Source organism: Pseudomonas paraversuta, assembly GCF_904063065.1.
In the GTDB taxonomy this organism is placed as follows: domain Bacteria; phylum Pseudomonadota; class Gammaproteobacteria; order Pseudomonadales; family Pseudomonadaceae; genus Aquipseudomonas; species Aquipseudomonas paraversuta.
In genome coordinates this window covers 284,242-306,695 of record NZ_CAJFCL010000006.1, presented here as the reverse complement: position 1 = coordinate 306,695, position 22,454 = coordinate 284,242, and the positions used below count along the sequence as shown (strand labels likewise).

Below are 22,454 nucleotides of genomic sequence, written 5' to 3'. Positions count from 1 at the left end.
AGTCGATATCAGGAAGCCTGGGTTTTTACCTCTGCGATGGCTTGGGCGTCCGTTGCCACGGGTTCGTCAGCAGGCAAGTGGCGGGCAATCATCCCGCGATATATGGCTGCGCCGAGGCAGGCACCCACGATCGGGGCAAAGATTGGAATCAGGAAATAAGGAATGTCGCGCCCGCCAGTAAGCGAAATGTCACCCCAGCCAGCCAAGAAAGTCATCAGCTTGGGCCCGAAATCACGCGCAGGGTTCATTGCAAAACCTGTCAGCGGACCCATCGAGCTGCCGATTACCGCAATCAACAAGCCAATCAGCAACGGCGCCAATGGGCCGCGGGGCAAACCGTTCTTGTCATCGGTCAGGGCCATGATCACGCCCATGAGGATTGCGGTAATGACCATTTCGACGAGGAAAGCTTGCAAGGTCGAGAGTGCAGGGTGTGGATAGGTCGAGAACACCGAGGCCAGTTCCAGGCTTGCCTGGCTGCCGCGAACCATTTGATGGGTTTGTTCGTAATCGAAAAATAAATTGCTGTAGAGCGTGTATACCAAAGCCGCTGCGCAAAAGGCTCCCGCGACCTGGGCGATGATGTAGAAGGGAAGTTTGCGCTTGTCGAAATCGGTAAACAGACAGAGTGCGATGCTGACGGCGGGGTTCAGGTGCGCACCGGACACGCCCGCAGTCAGGTAGATCGCCATGCTTACCCCAACCCCCCATATGATGCTGATTTCCCACAGGCCCAGGCTGGCACCGCCTACCTTGAGGGCCGCAACACAACCTGTGCCGAAGAAGATTAGCAGCGCGGTGCCGAGAAACTCGGCCATGCACTGGCCTGAAAGTGTGGGGTGCCGGGTAGCAGTCGTCATTTTAAACCTCGTTTTTGTTGTTTTTTTACGTTGTCAGTCCGGGTTGCCAATGGGGCTGTATTAAAACCGGAGCGTCTCGATCCGGGTTTTTCAGGCCTGGGTAACAGAATGGCTGAAATGCTCGGGTATATTCATATTCGAAAAAATATAGACAAGAAACACTGCTGTCAAAGGTCGAAAGTGAACGCTCAGCCACATTCTGACTTTTTACCGCAGGTTTGGTACTTATTTTTGTGTAAGCAAAGAACACAAATTGGTAGGTTCGAGTTTAACGTTTCAGCTTTATGGGGCGCTGAAAGGCCTGCTCCAGCGCCTTTTTGCCGTGCAATAGCCTAATATTCGGGCTTGGTTTACTTCGTCCGATTCCTGACTGGAGCTGTCATGACGCCTGCACTGGACCTGCTGAAAAAAGTTCGCGCCGAACACCGGGTACACAGCTACGAACACGACCCCAAGGCCGCGTCCTATGGGTTGGAGGCCGCGGAAAAGCTTGGTCTCACGCCGGCGCAGGTGTTCAAGACACTGTTGGCCAGCAGTGAAAAGGGTGAGCTGCTGGTGGCCGTTGTACCGGTCGTCGGAAGTCTCGATTTAAAAGCGCTGGCCCAGGCGGCTGCGGTCAAGAAAGTCGAAATGGCGGACCCTGCGGCAGCACAGCGTGCGACGGGGTATCTATTGGGCGGCATCAGTCCGCTGGGGCAGAAGAAACGCCTGCGCACCTTTATTGATCAAAGTGCACAGGGTTTTGCGACGATTTTTGTCAGCGCCGGTCGACGCGGACTGGAAGTGGAACTGGCGCCTGCGGTACTGGCAGAGCACACCCAGGCAATCTTTGCGCCTGTGGGGCGTATCTGAGGGGGTTGCAGGAACCCGCTTGCCCCGCGAGCTCTTCGTTATTGCGTTGAAAAGCTCGCTCCTGCGGGGTTTTGCAGTTCAAAAATGTGGGATCTGGTCTGGCAGCGACCGCTTAACCAGTTGTACTGAAACGTCTTACGCCAGACTCGGTGTGTTGAATTTGCGCAGCCGTGCTGCCGCTGGTCTGGAACATCACCAGATGTTCGGCTGCAACGCGAATGCCGACTTCTGCTCCCGGCAAGTGATCGGCATGGCTCGGGAAAATCGACTCCAGCTGGCTGCCGGTAGGCAGTTGCAGGCGGTACAGGGTCGATGCGCCCAAAAAGGTTTTGCCGATAATTCGCGCCTTCAGCTCACTGTCCGGGGCGTAGACGATATCGTCCGGACGCAGTAGCACATCAACTGCACCTCCGGTCGGCCAGGTGTAGGCACGATTGCCTCGTAATACGCCAAGCTCGGTTTGTACCGACTCCGGGCTCAGCAACTGCCCGCGAATGAAGTAACCCTGACCTATAAAACTCGCAACAAACGGCGTCAGAGGCTCGTGGTAAAGGTTGTAGGGGGTATCCCACTGTTCAAGGCGGCCTTCCTTGAAGACGCCGACATGGTCGCTGACAGCGAAGGCTTCTTCCTGATCGTGGGTTACCAGAATTGCGCTGGTGCCACGGGCTTTCAGGATGTCGCGCACCTCATGGCTGAGCTTGCGCCGCAGTTCGCCATCGAGGTTGGAGAAGGGCTCGTCAAGCAGTAACAGCTGTGGCTCGGGGGCCAGAGCACGGGCCAGAGCGACCCGTTGCTGCTGGCCGCCGGAAAGCTCGTGGGGGAAGCGTTTGCCAAGGTTCTTGAGGTTGACCAGTTCAAGCAGCTCTTGGGTTACGCGCTCTTTGTCAGGGTGTTTGCGGATGCCGAACGCGATGTTGTCGGCGACGCTTAGATGCGGAAAAAGAGCGTAGTCCTGAAACACCATGCCGATGCGACGTTTCTCGGGTGCCAGTGTGAAACCGGCACTGGAGATGACTTCGCCGGCCAGCTGGATTTCACCCTGGTGTACGGGTTCGAAGCCGGCAATAGCGCGCAACGTAGTAGTTTTCCCGCACCCCGAGGAGCCAAGCAGGCAGCCAATGTCCCCTGCATTGAGATGCAGGTTGAGGTTTTGCACCACGCTCTGGCCCTGGTATCCACAGGCCAGGTCGCGCAGGTTGAGCAATAGCGGCTGGCTCATACGGGTTGGTACGCCGGTTGAACGAGAAATTCGAGCAGTGCTTTTTGCGCGTGCAGGCGGTTTTCGGCCTGATCCCACGCGACAGAACGCTTGTCGTCCAGCAGGTCGAGGCTGATTTCTTCACCCCGGTGCGCAGGCAGGCAGTGCATGAACAGCACATCTTCGGCGGCAAGGTCGAGCAGGGCGCGGTTGACCTGATAGGGTGCAAACAGCTTTAAACGCTTGGCCGTTTCTTCTTCCTGACCCATCGAGGTCCAGACGTCAGTACTCACCAGATGGGCGCCCTCTACAGCCTCACGGGGATCGCGGACGATGGTTACGCGATCACCAGCCAGGGCCACGAACCCGGGGTTGGGCTCATAGCCTTCAGGGCAGGCCACACGCAGCTGGAAGTCGAACTGGATTGCCGCTTCTATATAGCTGTTGCACATGTTGTTGCCATCGCCGATCCAGGCCACGGTTTTGCCTTTGATCGAGCCGCGATGTTCCAGGTAGGTCTGCATGTCGGCCAGCAGTTGGCAGGGGTGCAGATCGTCCGAGAGGCCGTTGATGACCGGTACCCGGGAATTGGCTGCGAATTCGGTCAAGGTGCTGTGGGCAAAGGTGCGGATCATGACAGCGTCAAGCATGCGTGACATGACAATGGCGCAGTCGCCGATCGGCTCGCCACGACCCAACTGGGTATCGCGTGGGGACAGGAAGATGGCCTGACCGCCAAGTTGAATCATGCCGGCTTCAAAAGACAGTCGGGTACGGGTCGATGACTTTTCGAAAATCATTCCCAGAACGCGGTTCTTCAGGGGTTCGAAGAGTACGCCGCGCTCGCGCAGGTCCTTGAGCTCGATACCGCGACGAATCACGCTGAGTAGTTCTTCGGGCGTGCAATCCATCAGGGAGAGAAAGTGCCTTGCGCTCATCATAAACTACCTTTTTTGCAACGATCGCAGATGCTCAAAGCCGGGTTTTTCGGAAAAACGGGCGAGACCTGCGGCGAAAGCCGCACGGGGCGACGGAAATAGGGGAAGGCGCGATCTTATAAGGAAATGTCGCGTCTTGCCAATAAGGGTCGTGCGTTTAGAGGTTCGAGCGAGACTTGCGCTATATGAGCACCAGGCTTGAACCACCATTGAGTGGTTTGCCTCACCTCAGCGGCCCATTTGTACACTGCCCTCAGGCTGCTTGGCAATTGTGTGCCATGTTGGCGCTGCTCCGCAGGTGGGAATTCGGACTATTGTCTGTCGGGGAGACCGAGCGTCAGGCCCGGCTTTCCGTTACAATGCGCCACCGTGCCGACAACTGAGTCGGAAAGTTCAGCCGAGGTGCTCCATGGATATCATCGAAACTATTAAAGAACAGATTGCTAACAACACCATTCTGCTCTACATGAAAGGCTCCCCGAACGCCCCGCAGTGCGGCTTTTCGGCTAAAGCTGCGCAAGCTGTCATGGCCTGCGGTGAGAAATTCGCTTACGTGGATATCCTTCAGAATCCTGAAATTCGCGCCAACCTGCCGAAATACGCCAACTGGCCAACTTTCCCGCAGCTGTGGGTAGGTGGTGAATTGATCGGCGGTAGCGACATCATGACCGAGATGGCAGCAGACGGTTCTTTGCAGTCGACGATCAAAGCCGCTGTAGAAAAAGCCGCAGCGAGCAAGACTGAAGCGTGAAGACAATCGCCACGGTCACTTTTAGTTAAGTGACCGTGCATAAAAAGCCCCGCTCCTGATTAAACAGGGCGGGGCTTTTTTATTGAGCCGTGGCGTGTTGGTTATTCACCCATTTGCGACTGCAGGTAATTCTCAATCCCTACTTTGTCGATCAGGCCCAGCTGTGTTTCCAGCCAGTCGATATGCTCTTCTTCAGATTCAAGAATATCTTCCAGAAGTTCACGGCTGCCAAAGTCACCTACAACTTCGCAGTGTGCGATCGCGGTCTTGAGATCGGCGTGGCCGGTCCTTTCGATGCGCAGGTCGCACTCCAGCATTTCTTTTGTGTGCTCGCCGATGTGCAGCTTGCCCAGGTCTTGTACGTTTGGCAGGCCTTCAAGGAACAGGATGCGCTTGATCAGTTTGTCCGCGTGTTTCATCTCGTCGATGGACTCGTGGTACTCGTGTGCACCCAACTTCTCCAGGCCCCAATCCTGATACATGCGTGCATGCAGGAAGTATTGGTTGATAGCGACCAGTTCGTTGCCGAGAATTTTGTTGAGGTGCTGGATGACTGAAATGTCGCCTTTCATGGCTAGGGCCTGCCTTAAGTAACCGTATATAAGGCAGAGTTTGATCCGCGTACTTACGACTGTCAAACCTAAGTGTTTGAATAATAAATGAAAATTAATCGGAATAAGAATGTTTGTGTTCCGCGTCTTGGTCCTAAGCGCTTGAATTTTAGACATAAAAAAACCGGACATTAAGTCCGGCTCTTCAAAATTCTCGATTCAGGCGACTGAAAATTCCGCCGGATAACTCATCACAGACTGGCTGGCTTGCAACGAGGACAGGGTTTCACGAACCACTTGCTTGGCCAGACAGGCACATTTACCACATTGGCTTGCGACACCCGTCGCTTCACGCACTTCACGGTAGCTGCAGCAACCGTCGTAGATTGCGTCGCGGATTTTTCCATCGGTGACGCCAGTGCAAAGGCAAACGTACATAAATAAGAACCATCGCTGGTTGGGATTCAATGCGAAGGATCTTAATGTTAACGAGAATGATTGTCAAAGTACCTTGAGTCTCAATCAGGCCTTGGCGGTCCTGTAGTGACGAACGGTATGAGTCGAGAGTTTTTCGGGGGGTGAAAAAGGGTTAAGGCCGGTTCGGACGAGCGGTGTATGATGGACGGTCATTTTTTCCGCGAGAGCTGGTTTCAAGGCTGTTGTTTCACGATGGCAGCCTGGCCGGGTCCCGTTTTTCACGTTGCACACCAGGAGATATCCAATGAGCGTACTCGTAGGCAAACAAGCCCCTGACTTCACCGTCGCAGCCGTACTCGGCAATGGCGAAATCGTTGACAGCTTCTCGCTGTCCACTGCCATCAAAGGCAAATATGGCCTGGTGTTCTTCTACCCGCTGGACTTCACTTTCGTTTGCCCGTCCGAGCTGATTGCTCTGGATCACCGCATTCCTGAGTTCCAGGCGCGTAACGTTGAAGTGGTAGCCGTGTCCATCGACTCCCATTTCACTCACAACGCATGGCGCAACACGCCAGTGAACAATGGCGGCATCGGCCAGGTGAAATACACCATGGCAGCCGACATCAATCACGCAATCTGCAAGGCTTATGACGTTGAAACCGAAGGCGGCGTTGCTCTGCGTGGCGCATTCCTGATCGATGACAAAGGCGTTGTTCGCTCCCAGATCGTTAACGACCTGCCACTGGGCCGTAACATGGATGAGCTGCTGCGTCTGGTTGACGCTCTGCAATTCCACGAAGAGCACGGCGAAGTTTGCCCTGCCAACTGGAAGAAAGGCGACAAAGGCATGACTGCTTCGACTGCAGGCGTTGCTGCTTACCTGACCGAGAATGCTGACCAGCTGTAAGGGTCTGCTTCAGGCATAAAAAAACCGGACCCTGGGTCCGGTTTTTTTATGGGGTGAAGTAAGCCTTGACCACAGGATCAGTCGTTGAAGTCTTTCCAGCCACCCATTTGTTTCCAGCGGTTAACAATGCCGCAGAACAGCTCGGCGGTCTTTTCAGTGTCATAGCGTGCCGAGTGAGCTTCACGGCCGTCAAAGTCGATATCGGCTGTTTGACAGGCTTTGGCCAATACCGTCTGGCCGTATGCCAGGCCTGCCAGGGTGGCGGTGTCGAAGCTGGAGAACGGGTGAAACGGGTTGCGTTTCATGTCCAGACGCGCGACAGCTGCGTTGAGGAAACCCAGGTCAAAGCTGCTGTTGTGACCCACCAGAATGGCGCGTTTGCAGCCGTTGGCTTTCAGGGCTTTACGCACGCCACGGAAGATGTCGGTCAGGGCCGTTTCTTCGCTGACAGCCATGCGCAACGGGTGATCAAGCTTGATACCGGTAAATTCCAGTGCCGCAGCTTCGATGTTCGCGCCTTCGAAGGGTTCAACACGGTGGAAATAGGTGTGTTCGGGATACACAAAGCCTCTTTCATCCATGCCGATGGTGACCGCTGCAATTTCCAGCAAGGCATCAGTGGCGCTGTTGAAACCGCCGGTTTCAACATCGATTACGACCGGCAGATAGCCGCGAAAACGCTCGGCCATCGGGTGGCGTGAGCCGCCGCCATGACCGCCTTCGTGTTCGTCATCATAATGGTCGTCACTCACAGCTGTTCCTCCAGCAGGCGCCAGCGCAGTTTTTCACCGGCGCGCAGCGGAATTACGGTCAGCTCGCCGAATGGCAGACTGGTTGGGGCGGTCCACTCCTGGCGAACCAGGGTGATGTGTTCGGTACTGGGGGCCAGTCCGTAGAAACGGGGGCCGTTCAAGCTGGCAAAGGCTTCCAGTTTGTCCAGCGCGTTACGCTGTTCAAATGCTTCGGCATACATCTCGATGGCTGCGTAGGCGGTGTAGCACCCGGCACATCCGCACGCGGCTTCTTTGGCATGCTGGGCATGGGGCGCCGAGTCTGTGCCCAGGAAGAACTTCTCGCTGCCGCTCGTGGCCGCATCCAGCAGGGCTTCCTGATGGGTGTTGCGCTTGAGGATCGGCAGGCAATAGAAGTGCGGGCGAATGCCGCCAACCAGCATGTGGTTGCGGTTGTAAAGCAGGTGGTGAGCCGTAATGGTTGCGCCTACGTTAGCCGAAGCTTCATTGACGAACTGCACTGCATCTGCGGTGGTGATGTGCTCGAACACGACTTTTAGGGTCGGGAAGCGATCAACAACGCGGCGCATATGCTCGTCGATAAAGATTTTTTCGCGGTCAAACACGTCGACGTTGGCGCGGGTAACTTCGCCGTGTATCAGCAAGGGCATGCCGACTTCGGCCATGACTTCAAGGACCGGGAAGATCGCATCGATGCTGGTCACGCCAGAATCGGAGTTGGTCGTGGCGCCAGCCGGATACAGCTTGGCGGCGTGCACGAAGCCACAGGCCTTGGCCGTGCGGATGTCTTCAGGCTGGGTACGGTCAGTGAGGTAAAGCACCATCAGCGGCTCGAAACGGCTACCAGCCGGGCGAGCAGCCAAAATGCGCTGGCGGTAGGCATCTGCTTCGGCGGCATTACGCACCGGAGGTACCAGGTTTGGCATGATGATGGCGCGGCCAAAAGTGCGCGCCACATCTGCGACAGTGTGGGGCAACACAGCACCATCGCGAAGATGTATATGCCAGTCGTCGGGACGCAGCAGGGTCAGGCGGTCAGACATTGGGAATTCCAGGCGGGTCAAACTGATGCGAATGCTACCGGAAAAGACTCTCTCAGGCACTCGCTATCAAGTTTTGTCGCGGCTAACCGATATACGAAGGGTCTGCGGTAAACCGACGGACTGTTTTTTTGCAGTACAAGGCTGTGGAGGCTGCGGTGCGCCAGTGTTATTTCATTCTGCTCGGCATGTTTGCCAGCCTGCCAGCCATGGCCCTGACTTTTCAGACTCGACTGGAGAATATTGAGTGGAAGGTCGAGGGCGACAAATTTGAATGCCGGCTGATCCAGCCTATTACCGATTTCGGTTCGGGAGCCTTCGTGCGCCGTGCAGGTGAGCAGGCCGTATTTCGCCTCAATGCCTACAACTCAATGCTGGGTGAAGGTTCTGCAACCTTGCTGGCAGCCGCTGCGCCGTGGCAGCCGGGTCGGGGTGACATTGATCTGGGGCCGGTGCGCATAGGGCGCGGCCACGTACTTTTCAACAGTTCGCAGGCCCAGGCAGGGCGCTTGTTTCGTGGCCTGCTGGAAGGCCGTAGCCCCCTGGTGAGGCATTACTCGCCTGCCGGCGGTTTGTCGGAGGTTCGTTTATTGCCGGTCAAGTTTCGCCAGGCCTACGGCGATTATGAGGCCTGTACTACGAAGCTGTTGGCCAAAAACTTCGAGCAGGTGCGCCACAGCCAGATCGGATTTCCAGACGGTGGCATCGAGCTGGACATCAAGGCCCGGACCAATTTGCAAGTCATGCTCGACTACTTAAAGGCAGACCCTACGGTCAATCACCTCATCCTTGACGGCTATTCAGACAATAGCGGCAATCGTTTGACCAATCGTGAGTTGTCGCGGCGCCGGGCCCTGGCGGTGATGAACTACTTCAAGGAAAGCGGCATGCAAGAATCGCAGATGACGTTGCGCTTCCATGGCGAACAATACCCCTTGGTGCCTAATACCAGTGCCAGCAACCGCGCTAAAAACCGTCGTGTCAGCGTGCGCATGGAGCGTGTGCCCGAGCCCGGAAAAGCCGCCCCGTCAGCCAGTGTGGCGAGTTTGGGTACGCCGTCCTGAGTTGCGACGACTGGTCGCCTTGTTGAAACTTACTGTCGCTTTGTCGTCTTAACGTGTCGCGCCTCTGTAATTTCTCCCACTTGAGCGGTAGACTGTTCGGCTTTTCGAACAACCCGTGGAGTGATGGCATGGCGGACGTAAACAAGGTCGTTCTGGCTTATTCGGGCGGCCTGGACACTTCGGTGATCCTCAAGTGGCTGCAGGATACTTATAACTGTGAAGTCGTAACCTTCACCGCTGACCTGGGTCAGGGGGAAGAGGTCGAGCCTGCACGCGCCAAGGCGCAAGCCATGGGCGTCAAGGAAATCTATATTGATGACCTGCGCGAAGAGTTTGTTCGAGACTTCGTGTTCCCTATGTTCCGCGCCAACACCGTTTACGAAGGCGAGTACCTGCTGGGTACTTCCATCGCACGTCCGCTGATTGCCAAGCGCCTGATCGAAATCGCCAACGAAACCGGTGCAGATGCCATCTCCCATGGCGCGACAGGCAAGGGTAACGATCAGGTTCGTTTCGAACTGGGTGCCTACGCACTGAAGCCTGGTGTGAAGGTAATTGCGCCATGGCGTGAGTGGGATCTGCTCTCCCGTGAAAAGCTGATGGATTATGCTGAAAAGCATTCCATCCCGATCGAGCGTCACGGCAAGAAAAAATCGCCGTACTCGATGGACGCCAACTTGCTGCACATCTCTTACGAGGGCGGCGTGCTGGAAGACACCTGGACCGAGCATGAAGAAGACATGTGGCGTTGGACCGTCTCCCCGGAGAAAGCGCCTGACACCCCGCAGTACCTGGAACTGACCTACCGCAACGGTGATATCGTCGCGCTGGACGGCGTTGAAATGACCCCGGCTACAGTCCTGGCGACCTTGAACCGTATCGGCGGCGAGCACGGCATTGGCCGTCTCGACATCGTTGAAAACCGTTATGTCGGCATGAAGTCCCGTGGCTGCTACGAAACTCCGGGCGGCACCATTATGCTGCGCGCTCACCGTGCCATTGAGTCGATTACTCTGGACCGTGAAGTTGCACACCTGAAAGACGAGTTGATGCCCAAGTACGCCAGCCTGATCTACACCGGCTACTGGTGGAGCCCTGAGCGCATCATGCTGCAACAAATGATTGATGCTTCCCAGGCTCACGTTAACGGTGTAGTTCGCCTCAAGCTGTACAAAGGCAACGTGATCGTTACCGGTCGTAAATCTGATGAATCGTTGTTTGATGCAAATATTGCAACATTCGAAGAAGACGGCGGCGCTTACAACCAGGCTGATGCCGCTGGATTCATCAAGTTGAACGCCTTGCGCATGCGTATTGCTGCGAATAAAGGCCGTAAACTGTTCTGATATATGCACACATGAAAAAACCCGGCCTTCAGGCCGGGTTTTTTTTGCTCTGCCTGAAGTGTCGTTGTCAACATCAGAGGTATACACATACATGTCTTTGCGGGTAAAAAACTTTCGGCATAGTTTGAATTAATCAGAAACAGATTAATGTGTTCTGATGTTGTATTTTGATACGGATCAAATTGAAAAATGCAATACCAGGGCTGTTGGCGGCATGATCATGGGCTTGATTTCGGGTTGGCGCAGCGTGCGCACTTCAAGTCGCCAGGTGAACCTGATGGAACTTACTACAGTTTGTAGTAATGCCTGTGAGTCGCAATTAAGGTTGAATATACAATCTTAGGTCTTTCTTGTACGGCACACAGTGCCCACAGGTTTTGCGAGAGGGACTAATAATCGTTTGGTGTTGTTTTTTAGGATAAATCTTTATTTCGTGTAGGAATTTTCTTTGAATGTTGGTACCTGGCAAGGAGGTATGCCCAGGCTGTTATGACTAGGTTATTGTATTGGCTCTAAAATTTAGAACGGCGAAAAATGGAATTGTCCCATGAATAAAGTAATGATCGTGGATGATCACCCGGTAGTTCGTCTTGCTGTGCGCGTGCTCATGGAGCGACATGGATACGAAGTCATAGCAGAGACGGACAATGGTGTGGATGCTTTGCAACTTGCTCGCGAGCACACACCCGATATTGTGATTCTGGATATCGGAATCCCCCGGCTTGACGGCCTTGAAGTTATAGCTCGCTTGTCAACAACTGTAATGCCTATAAAGATATTGGTGTTGACCTCGCAAGTGCCCGGCCATTTTTCCATGCGTTGCATGCAGGCGGGGGCCGCGGGTTACGTTTGCAAGCAGCAAGGTTTGACTGAACTGTTGAGTGCGATCAAGGCAGTGCTTTCAGGGTATAGCTATTTTCCGAGCCAGGCCTTGCACTCCACGCGTTCCAATTTTGGTAGTACCAGTGAAACAGATATGATCAATCGTCTGTCGGGGCGGGAAATGATGGTGCTGCAACAACTGGCAAGGGGTAAGAGCAACAAGGAAATAGCCGACAGCATATTTTTGAGTAACAAGACCGTGAGTACTTACAAAACGCGTCTTCTATTGAAACTCAATGCCCGCTCGCTGGTTGATCTTATTGAATTGGCGCAACGTAATGGTCTGGAATGAATAGGATGTGAGCCGTTGCTCTTCGACAGCTCCTGAAAACAAAAAGCCTCCGTTAATGGAGGCTTTTGATCTCGCGAGCTAAAAGTCAAAGATCGTAAGGATAATCTTCCAGCTCTTTTTTCAGGCGCTTTTCAGCTAAAAGCGCATCAATCGTCCGGCGTTTGGCCAAATTGGTTTTAGCTACCTCAACCACAGGTTCCACTATCTCTTCCGGATCTGAGACAGGAAAATCTTCTTCCACTTCCAGTTGTTCTTTGCCAGTGCTCATTCAGTTCACTCCAGGCTAAGACATTCAATGGCGCCCCTTATAGCGATAATCGCTGCGCGGGTAAAAAAGATTTTCTCAATCGATCAGCACATAAACGCTCTATCGCTCAATCGTCAGAGGTCTTTTGCTTGAATTCACACAGGTCTTCTATGCGGCAGCTCCCGCAGCGCGGCTTGCGCGCCTGGCAAACGTAACGACCATGCAGGATGAGCCAGTGGTGGGCGTCGAGCAGATAAGGCTTGGGTACGAATTTCATTAATTGCTTTTCAACCTCGACCACATTTTTGCCTGGTGCAATACCGGTTCGGTTACTGACCCTGAAAATATGGGTATCTACGGCCATGGTCAGCTGTCTGAAGGCGGTGTTAAGCACGACGTTTGCTGTTTTACGACCTACACCGGGAAGCGCTTCAAGCTCCTCGCGGGTTTGTGGAACCTGGCCGGCATGCCGTTCAATCAGTAAACGACAGGTTTCGATAACGTTCTTGGCCTTGCTGTTATACAGGCCGATGGTTTTGATGTACTGCGACAGCCCTTCCACTCCCAGAGCGTAGATGGCTTCTGGGGTATTTGCGACTGGAAACAATTTGGCCATTGCCTTGTTCACGCTTACGTCGGTGGCTTGCGCAGACAAGATAACGGCAATCAATAATTCGAAGGGAGACGTGTAGGCCAGTTCGGTTTTGGGCTCGGGATTGTCTTCGTGAAACCGGCGAAATATTTCAAGGCGCTTTGCGGCGTTCATGGGTAAACACAATTCCTGGAGAGCGGTCAGTTATTTCATGGCTAAAATCCATCAGGCTTTGGGTGACTCCAAAGCGCCGATTGCCAATTCTGCCTGTGTAACCGCGTCATTCAAAAGCGCCAGTTGCGCACTGGGCTGTTCTTGGGTGATGGCTTTTTTAAGTTCTGCCCGGCGCATGGCGAGCTGGATTTTTGCACGTTTAAGTTCCGCGTTGTTTATGGCCGGTGCGCTAATTGAGGCTTCTGGGGCAGGTTCAAATTGCGCCAGTGCCTGTTCGGCTGCCTCAAATTGTTGTTGCAGGAGCACCAGCTGGGATTGCTGTTGTGCAGTAGGAGGATGACCAAAGGCTTTAAGCGATTTGTTTAACTGCGCGCGTGCCATTGCCAGTGTGACCTTGGCTTTTTTCAGCGCCATTTCGTCGGCACTGGAAGACCCGGTTGTCGGCTCTTTGAGTTGCCCGGTGCCGTCGACGGCTGACGAACGCTGGGCGCGTGCCAGGCGTTCTGCCTGTTTGTGTTGCTCCTCACGGAGCAGGCGTTCGGTACGTCGCTCAAAGCGGCTGCGTGCGTGATCGCGCTTTTGGTGACGAGCCTTGTACTGTTCGGGCTCGTGGGCAAGTCCGGCAACAATCGGGATTACATTGGCCGGCAGAGGGCGCATCTCTATGCAATCGACAGGGCAGGGCGCAACACAGAGGTCGCAACCGGTGCATTCATCAATGATTACAGTGTGCATGAGCTTGGCTGCGCCGAGGATCGCGTCGACAGGGCAGGCCTGGATGCACTTGGTACAGCCGATACACTCAGCTTCGCGAATGTAGGCTACCTGTGCCGGTGCGGTACCACGCCCGGTGTCCAGGGCCACCACGGGAATGGCAAGCAAATCAGCCAGTGCGGCGATGGTCTCGGTCCCGCCGGGCGGGCATTTATTGATGGGCTCGCCCTGGGCAATACCTTGCGCATAGGGTTTGCAGCCGGGGTGGCCGCATTTTCCGCACTGGGTTTGCGGCAATAAGGCATCAATACGTTGAATCAGGCTCATGGTGTGATCAGTCCAGCGACGGCGGGCCGCACCCGGGCGACACTCATCATGCGCAGTGAATAAGAGGGTGTGAGGCGGTTAAACGAGCGGCGCTGATTATCCGGCAAGACAAGAAGGGCGGCTAGGGATCAACATCCGCTAACGGCTAGTTGGCCGTTAGCGGATGGGGAGGACATGTTACTTGATGCGCTGGCCTGGCTTGGCGCCGCTGTCCGGGCTAAGCAGGTAAATTTCTTCACCGCCGGGGCCGGCAGCCATCACCATGCCTTCAGACATCCCGAAGCGCATTTTTCGCGGTTTCAGGTTGGCAATCATCATGGTCAGGCGACCTTCAAGTTCAGCCGGGTTCGGATAAGCGCTTTTGATCCCCGAGAACACATTGCGTTGTTCGTCGCCGATATCCAGGGTCAGGCGCAGCAGTTTGTCTGCGCCTTCAACCGCTTCGGCCTTGAGGATCAGGGCTACCCGCAGATCCACCGCGGCAAAAGCATCGAAGTCGATCTCGGCTGCAAGCGGTTCTTTTACCAGTTCGCCGTTGCCTTGAGGGGCGGCTGTGCCGGTATCTGTCTGGCTGGCAACCAGGTCTTCTTTAGATGCATCACTCATGGCTTGTACTTTTACCGGATCGATGCGCGTCATCAGCGGTTTGAACGCATTGAGCTGATGGTTGGCCAGCAGGGTGCTGTGATCTGCCCAGGTCAGAGGTGCAACGTTCAGAAAGGCTTCGGCGTCAGCGGCAAGCACTGGCAGAACCGGCTTGAGGAAGATCACCAGTTGACGGAACAGGTTGATGCCCAATGCGCAGACCGCTTGAACTTCGTCCTGCTTGCCCTCCTGTTTGGCCATTGCCCATGGCGCTTTCTCGGCAATCCAGGCGTTGGCCCGATCGGCCAGGCCCATGATTTCACGCATGGCACGAGCGAAGTCGCGGGCTTCATAAGCCTCGGCAATGCTCGGTGCCGCACTCAGGAACGCATCGGTGAGCTCGGGAGCCGCATTGCCCTCGACCATTACCCCAGCGTTACCCTTGTGAATGAAGCCTGCGCAACGGCTGGCAATGTTCACAACTTTACCCACCAGATCCGAGTTGACCTTCTGTACGAAGTCTTCCAGGTTCAGGTCAAGGTCATCGACGCCACGGCCCAGTTTGGATGCGTAGTAGTAGCGCAGGTATTCCGGCGACAGGTGATCAAGGTAAGTACGGGCCTTGATGAAGGTGCCGCGGGATTTGGACATTTTCTGACCGTTGACGGTCAGGTAGCCATGGACGTTGATCGCTGTCGGCTTGCGATAGCCAGCGCCTTCGAGCATGGCAGGCCAGAACAGGGCGTGGAAATTCACGATGTCCTTGCCGATGAAATGATAAAGCTCGGTGGTGGAGTCCTTGGCCCAGTACGCATCGAAGTCCAGTTCCGGACGGCGAGCACACAGGTTCTTGAAGCTGGCCATGTAGCCGATTGGCGCATCCAGCCAGACATAGAAGTACTTGCCCGGCTCGTCCGGAATCTCGAACCCGAAGTAGGGCGCATCACGGGAAATGTCCCACTGCTGCAGTCCTGCATCCAGCCATTCGGCGATTTTGTTTGCGACTGCATCTTGCAGTGCGCCGCTTCGGGTCCAGCTTTTGAGCATGGCGTCGAAGTCTGGCAGCTTGAAGAAGAAGTGCTGGGAGTCCTTGAGTACCGGGGTTGCCCCCGAGATCGCTGACTTTGGATTTTTCAGGTCGGTTGGTGCATAGGTCGCACCACATTTTTCGCAGTTGTCGCCGTACTGATCATCCGTGCCGCATTTAGGGCAAGTGCCCTTGATGAAGCGGTCGGCCAGGAACATTTTCTTTTCCGGGTCGAAATACTGGGTGATTGAGCGGGTGGCGATATGCCCTGCTTCGCGCAACTTGATGTAAATCGCACTCGACAGCTCACGGTTCTCTTCGGAGTGGGTCGAATGGAAGTTATCGAAATCGACGAGGAACTCGGAAAAGTCGGCGCTGTGTTCAGCCTGGACGTTGGCGATCAGTTGTTCTGGCGTGATGCCTTCTTTCTCGGCGCGCAACATGATTGCCGAGCCGTGGGCGTCGTCTGCGCAGACGTAAGTGCATTGATTGCCGCGATGCTTCTGGAAGCGCACCCACATATCGGTCTGGATGTACTCAAGCATATGGCCAAGGTGAATTGAACCATTGGCATAGGGCAGGGCGCTGGTGACGAGGATCTTGCGTGGCTCGGACATGGGGCTCGGCTACTTGATGAGACGGTGGTCGGCCACTATAAAGCGCCGGGCAATTTATTTCACCCCGTCGACGTGTATCTGATCGTTTACGGTGTTTTTGTAGGTACGATAGCGGGCTGTTTTACTCAGTCTTTTTCGGGAGTTGCCCATGAGCGCAGTCAATCGCGCAGCGGTGGAGGCCGTCCTTCGCCAATACACCGACCCTTATTTGAATCAGGATCCGGTCAGTGCCGGGTGCGTACGTAACATTGAAGTCCAGGGTGAGCACGTCAGCGTTCGGCTGGAGCTGGGTTATGCCGCCGGTCTGTTCAAGAGTGGCTGGGGGCAAATGTTGCAAATGGCTATCAGCAACATGGACGGGGTGTCCTCGGCCAAGGTTGAGGTCAGCTGCGTGATTGCTGCGCATAAGGCTCAGGCTCAGATCCCGGGCCTGGCCAATGTGAAAAACATTGTGGCCGTGGCTTCCGGGAAAGGTGGTGTAGGCAAGTCGACTACTGCTGCCAACCTGGCGCTGGCGCTGGCGCGTGAAGGCGCGCGGGTGGGGATTCTGGATGCGGATATCTATGGTCCGAGCCAGGGGGTGATGTTTGGTATTGCTGAAGGCACCCGTCCGAAAATTCGTGATCAGAAGTGGTTTGTGCCGATTGAGGCCCATGGTGTCGAAGTGATGTCGATGGCGTTTCTGACCGACGACAACACGCCAATGGTATGGCGCGGTCCGATGGTGTCGGGCGCATTACTGCAATTGGTTACGCAAACGGCATGGAATGATCTGGATTATCTGGTCATCGATATGCCGCCCGGCACGGGTGATATTCAGCTGACCCTGGCGCAAAAAGTCCCGGTGACCGGTTCGGTGATAGTGACGACCCCGCAGGATCTGGCGTTGCTGGATGCGCGTAAAGGTGTCGAGATGTTCCGCAAGGTGAATATCCCGGTACTGGGTGTTGTGGAAAACATGGCGGTGCACATTTGCTCGAACTGCGGTCATGCCGAGCATCTGTTCGGCGAAGGCGGTGGCGAGAAGCTGGCCACTCAGTACGGCGTTGAAGTGCTTGCGTCACTGCCGCTGTCGATGGCGATTCGTGAGCAGGCCGATAATGGCAAGCCAACTGCGATTGCAGATCCGGACAGCCCTGTTGCGTTGATCTATCAGGAACTGGCCCGGCATGTCGGGGCGCGCATAGTTATGTCTGAGGCTGCCTCGCAGGCCATGCCTACAATCACCAGCAGCGACGACTGACGGTTGGCAGCAGGGGGTGCAGTTTGGCGCAAGCGCTGAGTAACTGTGGGAGCTGGCTCGCCAGCGATTACATCTACATGGTCTGAAGTCGAACCGCATCCCCTGCATCGCTGGCAAGCCAGGGGATTACAAAGGGTTGCCGGGTGCATTTATTGCGGGCATAAAAAAACCCCGCTTTTAAGGGCGGGGTTTTTTACTGGATCAGTACAAGTTAGATAACTTGAACTTCCTCAGCTTGCATGCCTTTCTGACCGCGGGTAGCGATGAAAGAAACCTGTTGGCCTTCTTTCAGGCTTTTGAAGCCGTCGGATTGGATTGCTTTGAAGTGAACAAACAGGTCGTCACCGGATTGTGGAGTGATGAAGCCGAAGCCTTTTTCATCGTTGAACCACTTAACGGTACCAGTTTGGCGATTAGACATGGTGTAACTCCTTGAACAAAGAAAACTGCGACGCAGGAAAAGCCCTGGCCGAGACTGAGTGCAAAGAGCAGGAAAAATTCTTGGAGATGGTTGGATCGAAATTCAACATATCGTGTAGAGATTCTCAGTGACACAAGCAGCACAGTGGCGCCACCTTAACCCTTTTTGCCGAACGTGCAAAGGGTCTTTGCAAAGGTTTCTCTAAAAACGTGACTGGCGGTTGTCCGTGCAGCCTGTATTCAGGGGTTGTGCAGCTATTTTCGATATTTTTGTCCCAGACTTTTGAACCGGGCCTTGGGGGGCGGTAAGATGCCCGACAGAATTTTTCTACCTCGCTATTCAGGACTCCCGCCATGAGCATCAAACCAGACAAGTGGATTCGCCGCATGGCGCAAGAACACGGCATGATCGAACCTTTCGTCGAGCGTCAGGTGCGTGGCGAAGGCGAAAACCGCCTGATTTCCTACGGTGTGTCGAGCTATGGCTACGACGTTCGTTGCGCAAACGAATTCAAGGTGTTCACCAACATCAATTCGGCCACCGTTGATCCAAAGAACTTCGATGAAGGCAGCTTTGTCGATGTCACCAGCGATGTGTGCATCATTCCGCCGAACTCCTTTGCCCTTGCCCGTACGGTTGAATACTTCCGTATCCCGCGCAACGTGCTGACCATCTGCCTGGGTAAAAGCACCTACGCCCGTTGCGGGATCATCGTTAACGTGACGCCGCTTGAGCCGGAGTGGGAAGGCCACGTCACGCTGGAGTTCTCCAACACCACCACGCTGCCCGCCAAAATCTACGCCAACGAAGGCGTGGCGCAGATGCTGTTCTTCGAGTCGGATGAAGAGTGTGAAGTGTCGTACAAGGACCGTGGCGGCAAATATCAGGGTCAGCGCGGCGTAACCTTGCCCCGCACCTGACGAGCTGAGGGAATTCCTGGGCGAATTGATACTCTATTGAGTGTATTTCCGGTCACGCACCCAGCGGGCCGGTTTATCGCTCAGGAGTTGCCCTATGAAGATCGATCCGAGTATCCGCGCCCAGCTGGCCAGTCTTGAGCCTAACCAGGTGGGCTTGCTGGCCTGGTCGCTGCTGGCTCAGCCCCAGGTGCAGGCAGGTGGCATTCCCGGTCAGCCTGACCCTGATACCCCGCTACCGACCGAGCCGGGCGTACCTACCATTCCGGATGAGCCTCCACCCGCGCCAGTAGCCTGATCGCGCGCAGGTTACCTTGCGCCCCCGCTAGCCCTTTGCCGTGCAATGGCCAGGCGCAGAGCCTGGCTGGCAGGGCATGAATGCCAATCAAGGGATGGCCTATTTCAGATTTCCGCTGAGGAACTGACGCAAGCGCTCGCTTTTGGGATTATCCAGCACCTCCTGTGGTGTGCCCTGTTCTTCCACCAGGCCTTGATGCAAGAACATCACCTGGCTCGCCACTTTGCGTGCGAAGTTCATCTCGTGGGTCACCATGATCATGGTGCGGCCTTCCTCGGCCAGGCCCTGAATCACCCGCAAGACTTCGCCAACCAGCTCAGGATCCAGCGCCGAAGTGGGTTCGTCGAACAGCATGACTTCCGGTTCCATCGCCAGTGCCCGGGCAATAGCCACGCGCTGTTGCTGGCCGCCGGACAGAAATGCAGGGTATTGATCGGCAACACGGGCAGGCAGGCCGACCTTGTCCAGATAGCGGTGAGCCCGCTCTTCAGCGTCTTTTTTGCTGACCCCCAGCACCCGGCGCGGCGCGAGAGTGATGTTTTCCAGCACCGTCATGTGGCTCCACAGGTTGAAGTGCTGAAACACCATGGCCAGGCGGGTGCGCAAGCGTTGCAGCTGGTCATCATCGGCCACTCGCATACCTTGTTTGTCGCTGACCATACGAATCAACTGACCATCAAGGGTCATGGTTCCGTCATTGGGGGTTTCAAGAAAGTTGATGCAGCGCAAAAAGGTGCTTTTGCCGGAGCCGCTGGCCCCGATCAGGCAGATGACATCCCCGGTTTTAGCCTTGAGTGACACGCCCTTGAGCACTTCGTTGGTGCCATATTTTTTATGCAGGCCTTCGACGGTAAGTTTGAACATGCTGACCTCAAGGGGAAAGAAGATAGCCGCTGCGATAGGCTTGCTGCCCGGCAACATGGGCGATGACCATCCCGGCGGTGGCCATGCGCCGCAATGAGCGGGCATAGAGCAGGCCTGCAGTGGTGCAATAAACCGGGGTCAGCCGGTCGCTGACAGGGTCAATGACCTCGGCAATCAATTGGCCCGCCTGCAGGTAATCTCCGGGGCTGGCACAAAACACCAGAATTCCCCCGGCCGGCGTCATGACGGGTTCGACACCTGCCAGCGGGGTCGCGGGGTAGAGCAGCGGGGGAAGCACTCCGGTGGTTCCCTCGATGGCGCCAAACCCGATCAGATAATCGAGCAGCGCCTGGCAGTCCTGCTCGGCCAGGGCATGGCTGACATCGCCCTGGCCGCGCAATTCGACGGTGACGGAAACACTGCCCTGTGGCATGGCGAAGTCATGTCCAAAGCGTTGTTGTAACTGCCACCACAGCAGCGTGAAACACTCATCGAATGACAAGCCGCCGGAATCGGTCGCCAGCAGGCTGGCCTGGGCGCCGAGATAGCGTGCCAGCGGCTCGACCTGTGGCCAGGCCTCGGGCGTGGTGTACAGGTGCGCCACGGCCTCGAAATCACAGTGCAGGTCCAGCACCAGATCGGCGTCGCAGGCCAGTGTCTGGAGGGTCAGCCGTTGCGACTGCAGTTGCGTTGTCGCGGTTTGTGCCCCCAGGGCTTCACGCAGGTGCCGACGGATCAGTTGCCGGTTGTACAAGGGGTCCTGGTTTAACAAACCCTCAAGTTCATCACCGATCTGTGTACTTAGATCCAGAAAGTTGCGATTGAAATTTTGCCCGCTTTCCAGTTCATACCGGCCCAGCGGAATGTCCATCAAGACTTGCTCCAGTCCCGCCGGATTGGCCACTGGCACCAGCACGATTTCGCTGCGCAACCGGCCAGCACTTTCCAGGGCTGCCAGATGTTGCTTCAGGTGCCAGGCCACCAGCATGCCGGGCAACTCGTCGGCATGCAGCGAGGCCTGAATGTAGACCTTGCCCTGTGGCTTCGAGGGGCCGTAGTGGAAGCTGTGAATATGCCGTTCGGTGCCCGGGACGGGGGCCAGCAAGGGATGGGTTTGATGTCGCTGCATGGAAAAATCCTAGTGTGCAGGGCCGAGAAAGGCTAACCAGCGGCGCTCCGCCAGGCGGAATAAACCGACCAACAAAAAGGTAACGCACAAGTAGATGATGGCCGCGATCCCGAAGGACTGGAACGTCAGAAAGGTCGCCGAGTTTGCGTCCCGCGCAACTTTCAGTACATCGGGGATAGTTGCGGTAAAGGCCACGGTGGTCGAGTGCAACATCAGAATCACCTCATTGCTGTAATACGGCAATGAGCGGCGCAAGGCCGAAGGCAGAATGATGTAGGCATAGAGTTTCCAGCCGTCCAGACCATAGGCCTTGGCCGCTTCCACTTCGCCATGGGCCATGCTGCGAATGGAACCGGCAAAGATTTCCGTGGTGTAGGCACAGGTATTGAGGGCAAACGCCAGAATCGTGCAGTTCATGGCGTCCCGAAAGAATGCATTGAGTTCGGGCTGAGCACGGACTGCCTCGATGCTGTAGATCCCGGTGTAACAAATAAGCAACTGGATATACAGCGGGGTGCCACGAAACAGCCAGGTGTAGAACTGCACCGGCCAGCGCACCCAGCGTCTGGATGAAACCCGTGCCACGGACAGCGGAATAGACAGTACAAAGCCAATCACCAGGGATGCGCTCAGTAGCCACAATGTCATCGCCAGGCCGGTGATGTGGTAGCCGTCGCTGTAGAGGAACGGTCGCCAGTACTCTTGTAGTAACTCAATCATCGCACTGCCTCTCGGGCGCCCGCGCCGTAGTGGCGTTCAAGGCGGCGTAAAACAAAGTTCGAGGCGCTGGTGATCGCCAGATAAATAAGTGCGGCGATGACCAGAAACAGAAACAACTGGTAGGTACTTTTGCCCGCATCCTGAGCCGCCTTGACCAGGTCGGCCAGCCCGATGATCGACACCAGCGCAGTGGCCTTGAGCATCACCATCCAGTTGTTGCCAATGCCCGGGAGGGCGAAGCGCATCATCTGCGGGAAAACCACAAATCGGAACCGCTGGCCGCGTTTGAGGCCATAGGCGGTAGCTGCTTCGATCTGGCCGCGGGGGACTGAGAGGATCGCGCCGCGAAAGGTTTCTGTGAAATAAGCGCCGTAGATAAAACCCAGGGTTATGACACCAGCACTGAACGGATTGATTTCGATGTATTCCCAGTCCATCGCATCCGTAAAGTTGGTGAGCCAGGTTTGCAGGCTGTAAAAAATCAGCAGCATCAGTACCAGGTCAGGTACCCCGCGAATCAGGGTGGTGTAGAGCTGGGCAGGCACACGCAGCAGCCTGTGGCTGGAGAGTTTGGCGCTGGCGCCGAGCAGTCCGAGCAGTACGCTCACTGCCAGTGACAGCACTGCCAATTTGAGAGTCATCCACGTACCTTGCAGCAGCAGCGGACCGAAACCCTGCAGGCTGAAAGTCGCAAGCCCAAGGTTCTGTAAAAGGTTTTCAAACATC

24 protein-coding genes and 1 pseudogene are annotated in these 22,454 nt (G+C 55.6%); 9 read left to right on the top strand and 16 right to left on the bottom strand.

Annotated elements, in window-relative coordinates; genetic code table 11:
• Positions 1–8: 8 nt before the first annotated feature.
• A complete protein-coding gene (locus JQ845_RS14715; RefSeq protein WP_003443188.1) occupies positions 9–860 on the bottom strand; it encodes an MIP/aquaporin family protein in 852 nt (283 codons plus the stop codon).
• A gap of 381 nt (positions 861–1,241) precedes the next feature.
• Between JQ845_RS14715 and ybaK the strand changes: the two genes are divergently transcribed.
• Complete coding sequence (ybaK, locus tag JQ845_RS14710) at positions 1,242–1,712, top strand: Cys-tRNA(Pro) deacylase (protein WP_010655659.1); 471 nt, start codon at positions 1,242–1,244, stop codon at positions 1,710–1,712.
• 112 nt (positions 1,713–1,824) lie between these two features.
• On the opposite strand, the gene JQ845_RS14705 is transcribed toward ybaK, so the two are convergent.
• Both JQ845_RS14705 and argF read right to left on the bottom strand, forming a co-directional pair.
• Complete coding sequence (locus JQ845_RS14705; protein WP_003443186.1) at positions 1,825–2,934, bottom strand: ABC transporter ATP-binding protein; 1,110 nt, start codon at positions 2,932–2,934, stop codon at positions 1,825–1,827.
• A complete protein-coding gene (argF, locus tag JQ845_RS14700) occupies positions 2,931–3,851 on the bottom strand; it encodes an ornithine carbamoyltransferase (protein WP_203009178.1) in 921 nt (306 codons plus the stop codon). The genes JQ845_RS14705 and argF overlap by 4 nt, the downstream gene beginning before the upstream one ends.
• Positions 3,852–4,260: 409 nt before the next feature.
• Here argF and grxD point away from each other — a divergent pair, with 409 nt between their 5' ends.
• Positions 4,261–4,602 (top strand): Grx4 family monothiol glutaredoxin, encoded by a 342-nt coding sequence (grxD, locus tag JQ845_RS14695; RefSeq protein WP_003443184.1) that lies wholly within the window; start codon positions 4,261–4,263, stop codon positions 4,600–4,602.
• A 101-nt stretch (positions 4,603–4,703) separates the two neighbouring features.
• Here grxD and bfr read toward each other — a convergent pair whose 3' ends face one another.
• Both bfr and JQ845_RS14685 read right to left on the bottom strand, forming a co-directional pair.
• A complete protein-coding gene (gene bfr, locus JQ845_RS14690; protein WP_003443183.1) occupies positions 4,704–5,174 on the bottom strand; it encodes a bacterioferritin in 471 nt (156 codons plus the stop codon).
• 198 nt (positions 5,175–5,372) lie between these two features.
• On the bottom strand, positions 5,373–5,591 hold the full coding sequence (locus JQ845_RS14685) for a bacterioferritin-associated ferredoxin (RefSeq protein ID WP_003443182.1): 219 nt from the start codon (positions 5,589–5,591) through the stop codon (positions 5,373–5,375).
• Positions 5,592–5,874: 283 nt separating this feature from the next.
• On the opposite strand from JQ845_RS14685, the gene JQ845_RS14680 reads away from it, so the two are divergent.
• Positions 5,875–6,477 carry a peroxiredoxin gene (locus tag JQ845_RS14680; protein WP_003443181.1) on the top strand — a complete coding sequence of 201 codons (603 nt, stop codon included), beginning with the start codon at positions 5,875–5,877 and terminating at the stop codon, positions 6,475–6,477.
• A 77-nt stretch (positions 6,478–6,554) separates the two neighbouring features.
• Here the strand turns inward: JQ845_RS14680 and rnt are convergent, their stop codons facing one another.
• Complete coding sequence (gene rnt / locus JQ845_RS14675) at positions 6,555–7,229, bottom strand: ribonuclease T (RefSeq protein ID WP_003443180.1); 675 nt, start codon at positions 7,227–7,229, stop codon at positions 6,555–6,557.
• Positions 7,226–8,272: a dihydroorotase gene (gene pyrC / locus JQ845_RS14670; protein ID WP_127196123.1), complete on the bottom strand. Its 1,047-nt coding sequence runs from the start codon at positions 8,270–8,272 to the stop codon at positions 7,226–7,228. The genes rnt and pyrC overlap by 4 nt, the downstream gene beginning before the upstream one ends.
• A gap of 155 nt (positions 8,273–8,427) precedes the next feature.
• Between pyrC and JQ845_RS14665 the strand changes: the two genes are divergently transcribed.
• From JQ845_RS14665 to JQ845_RS14655, 3 genes are all read left to right on the top strand, one after another.
• Complete coding sequence (locus JQ845_RS14665; protein ID WP_328823177.1) at positions 8,428–9,333, top strand: flagellar protein MotY; 906 nt, start codon at positions 8,428–8,430, stop codon at positions 9,331–9,333.
• Between the two features lie 128 nt (positions 9,334–9,461).
• Positions 9,462–10,679 carry an argininosuccinate synthase gene (locus tag JQ845_RS14660; protein ID WP_003443176.1) on the top strand — a complete coding sequence of 406 codons (1,218 nt, stop codon included), beginning with the start codon at positions 9,462–9,464 and terminating at the stop codon, positions 10,677–10,679.
• A gap of 547 nt (positions 10,680–11,226) precedes the next feature.
• Positions 11,227–11,853 carry a response regulator transcription factor gene (locus JQ845_RS14655; protein ID WP_003443174.1) on the top strand — a complete coding sequence of 209 codons (627 nt, stop codon included), beginning with the start codon at positions 11,227–11,229 and terminating at the stop codon, positions 11,851–11,853.
• An 85-nt stretch (positions 11,854–11,938) separates the two neighbouring features.
• On the opposite strand, the gene JQ845_RS14650 is transcribed toward JQ845_RS14655, so the two are convergent.
• The 4 genes and pseudogenes from JQ845_RS14650 to metG all read right to left on the bottom strand — a co-directional run bounded on the left by JQ845_RS14650 (position 11,939) and on the right by metG (position 16,136).
• Positions 11,939–12,121 carry a PA3496 family putative envelope integrity protein gene (locus JQ845_RS14650; RefSeq protein WP_003443171.1) on the bottom strand — a complete coding sequence of 61 codons (183 nt, stop codon included), beginning with the start codon at positions 12,119–12,121 and terminating at the stop codon, positions 11,939–11,941.
• 106 nt (positions 12,122–12,227) lie between these two features.
• Entirely contained in the window at positions 12,228–12,866 is a 639-nt protein-coding gene (gene nth, locus JQ845_RS14645; protein ID WP_003443169.1) for an endonuclease III, read from the bottom strand.
• 51 nt (positions 12,867–12,917) lie between these two features.
• Positions 12,918–13,928 (bottom strand): annotated as a pseudogene (gene rsxB / locus JQ845_RS14640) (electron transport complex subunit RsxB); the annotation flags it as partial.
• A 156-nt stretch (positions 13,929–14,084) separates the two neighbouring features.
• Complete coding sequence (gene metG / locus JQ845_RS14635; RefSeq protein ID WP_203009176.1) at positions 14,085–16,136, bottom strand: methionine--tRNA ligase; 2,052 nt, start codon at positions 16,134–16,136, stop codon at positions 14,085–14,087.
• A 148-nt stretch (positions 16,137–16,284) separates the two neighbouring features.
• Between metG and apbC the strand changes: the two genes are divergently transcribed.
• The gene (apbC, locus tag JQ845_RS14630; RefSeq protein WP_010655665.1) at positions 16,285–17,379 is read left to right on the top strand and encodes an iron-sulfur cluster carrier protein ApbC; all 1,095 of its coding nucleotides are present in this window, start codon (positions 16,285–16,287) and stop codon (positions 17,377–17,379) included.
• A 211-nt stretch (positions 17,380–17,590) separates the two neighbouring features.
• On the opposite strand, the gene JQ845_RS14625 is transcribed toward apbC, so the two are convergent.
• Positions 17,591–17,800 (bottom strand): cold-shock protein, encoded by a 210-nt coding sequence (locus JQ845_RS14625; RefSeq protein WP_002554837.1) that lies wholly within the window; start codon positions 17,798–17,800, stop codon positions 17,591–17,593.
• Positions 17,801–18,153: 353 nt separating this feature from the next.
• Here JQ845_RS14625 and dcd point away from each other — a divergent pair, with 353 nt between their 5' ends.
• The gene (dcd, locus tag JQ845_RS14620; protein ID WP_003443164.1) at positions 18,154–18,720 is read left to right on the top strand and encodes a dCTP deaminase; all 567 of its coding nucleotides are present in this window, start codon (positions 18,154–18,156) and stop codon (positions 18,718–18,720) included.
• 94 nt (positions 18,721–18,814) lie between these two features.
• Positions 18,815–19,015, top strand: a complete 201-nt coding sequence (locus JQ845_RS14615) for a hypothetical protein (protein ID WP_003443163.1) — start codon at positions 18,815–18,817, stop codon at positions 19,013–19,015.
• Between the two features lie 99 nt (positions 19,016–19,114).
• Here JQ845_RS14615 and JQ845_RS14610 read toward each other — a convergent pair whose 3' ends face one another.
• From JQ845_RS14610 to JQ845_RS14595, 4 genes are read right to left on the bottom strand one after another with little or no spacing between them, the layout of a single operon-like run.
• Positions 19,115–19,879: an ABC transporter ATP-binding protein gene (locus JQ845_RS14610; RefSeq protein ID WP_003443162.1), complete on the bottom strand. Its 765-nt coding sequence runs from the start codon at positions 19,877–19,879 to the stop codon at positions 19,115–19,117.
• 7 nt (positions 19,880–19,886) lie between these two features.
• Positions 19,887–21,008, bottom strand: a complete 1,122-nt coding sequence (locus JQ845_RS14605; protein ID WP_127196126.1) for a succinylglutamate desuccinylase/aspartoacylase family protein — start codon at positions 21,006–21,008, stop codon at positions 19,887–19,889.
• Between the two features lie 9 nt (positions 21,009–21,017).
• The gene (locus JQ845_RS14600) at positions 21,018–21,728 is read right to left on the bottom strand and encodes an ABC transporter permease (protein WP_003443160.1); all 711 of its coding nucleotides are present in this window, start codon (positions 21,726–21,728) and stop codon (positions 21,018–21,020) included.
• A complete protein-coding gene (locus tag JQ845_RS14595; RefSeq protein WP_127196127.1) occupies positions 21,725–22,453 on the bottom strand; it encodes an ABC transporter permease in 729 nt (242 codons plus the stop codon). The genes JQ845_RS14600 and JQ845_RS14595 overlap by 4 nt, the downstream gene beginning before the upstream one ends.
• Position 22,454 lies beyond the last annotated feature (1 nt).

What these genes read in the sequence shown, in the direction of transcription:
- nth (WP_003443169.1), bottom strand. Translation starts at nt 12,866, where the DNA reads ATGAACGCCGCAAAGCGCCTTGAAATATTTCGCCGGTTTCACGAAGAC.
- JQ845_RS14600 (WP_003443160.1), bottom strand. Translation starts at nt 21,728, where the DNA reads ATGATTGAGTTACTACAAGAGTACTGGCGACCGTTCCTCTACAGCGAC.
- JQ845_RS14625 (WP_002554837.1), bottom strand. Translation starts at nt 17,800, where the DNA reads ATGTCTAATCGCCAAACTGGTACCGTTAAGTGGTTCAACGATGAAAAA.
- JQ845_RS14650 (WP_003443171.1), bottom strand. Translation starts at nt 12,121, where the DNA reads ATGAGCACTGGCAAAGAACAACTGGAAGTGGAAGAAGATTTTCCTGTC.
- metG (WP_203009176.1), bottom strand. Translation starts at nt 16,136, where the DNA reads ATGTCCGAGCCACGCAAGATCCTCGTCACCAGCGCCCTGCCCTATGCC.
- dcd (WP_003443164.1), top strand. Translation starts at nt 18,154, where the DNA reads ATGAGCATCAAACCAGACAAGTGGATTCGCCGCATGGCGCAAGAACAC.
- apbC (WP_010655665.1), top strand. Translation starts at nt 16,285, where the DNA reads ATGAGCGCAGTCAATCGCGCAGCGGTGGAGGCCGTCCTTCGCCAATAC.
- JQ845_RS14685 (WP_003443182.1), bottom strand. Translation starts at nt 5,591, where the DNA reads ATGTACGTTTGCCTTTGCACTGGCGTCACCGATGGAAAAATCCGCGAC.
- JQ845_RS14595 (WP_127196127.1), bottom strand. Translation starts at nt 22,453, where the DNA reads ATGTTTGAAAACCTTTTACAGAACCTTGGGCTTGCGACTTTCAGCCTG.
- ybaK (WP_010655659.1), top strand. Translation starts at nt 1,242, where the DNA reads ATGACGCCTGCACTGGACCTGCTGAAAAAAGTTCGCGCCGAACACCGG.
- bfr (WP_003443183.1), bottom strand. Translation starts at nt 5,174, where the DNA reads ATGAAAGGCGACATTTCAGTCATCCAGCACCTCAACAAAATTCTCGGC.
- JQ845_RS14655 (WP_003443174.1), top strand. Translation starts at nt 11,227, where the DNA reads ATGAATAAAGTAATGATCGTGGATGATCACCCGGTAGTTCGTCTTGCT.
- JQ845_RS14605 (WP_127196126.1), bottom strand. Translation starts at nt 21,008, where the DNA reads ATGCAGCGACATCAAACCCATCCCTTGCTGGCCCCCGTCCCGGGCACC.
- argF (WP_203009178.1), bottom strand. Translation starts at nt 3,851, where the DNA reads ATGAGCGCAAGGCACTTTCTCTCCCTGATGGATTGCACGCCCGAAGAA.
- JQ845_RS14705 (WP_003443186.1), bottom strand. Translation starts at nt 2,934, where the DNA reads ATGAGCCAGCCGCTATTGCTCAACCTGCGCGACCTGGCCTGTGGATAC.
- JQ845_RS14660 (WP_003443176.1), top strand. Translation starts at nt 9,462, where the DNA reads ATGGCGGACGTAAACAAGGTCGTTCTGGCTTATTCGGGCGGCCTGGAC.
- JQ845_RS14615 (WP_003443163.1), top strand. Translation starts at nt 18,815, where the DNA reads ATGAAGATCGATCCGAGTATCCGCGCCCAGCTGGCCAGTCTTGAGCCT.
- JQ845_RS14680 (WP_003443181.1), top strand. Translation starts at nt 5,875, where the DNA reads ATGAGCGTACTCGTAGGCAAACAAGCCCCTGACTTCACCGTCGCAGCC.
- pyrC (WP_127196123.1), bottom strand. Translation starts at nt 8,272, where the DNA reads ATGTCTGACCGCCTGACCCTGCTGCGTCCCGACGACTGGCATATACAT.
- grxD (WP_003443184.1), top strand. Translation starts at nt 4,261, where the DNA reads ATGGATATCATCGAAACTATTAAAGAACAGATTGCTAACAACACCATT.
- JQ845_RS14715 (WP_003443188.1), bottom strand. Translation starts at nt 860, where the DNA reads ATGACGACTGCTACCCGGCACCCCACACTTTCAGGCCAGTGCATGGCC.
- JQ845_RS14610 (WP_003443162.1), bottom strand. Translation starts at nt 19,879, where the DNA reads ATGTTCAAACTTACCGTCGAAGGCCTGCATAAAAAATATGGCACCAAC.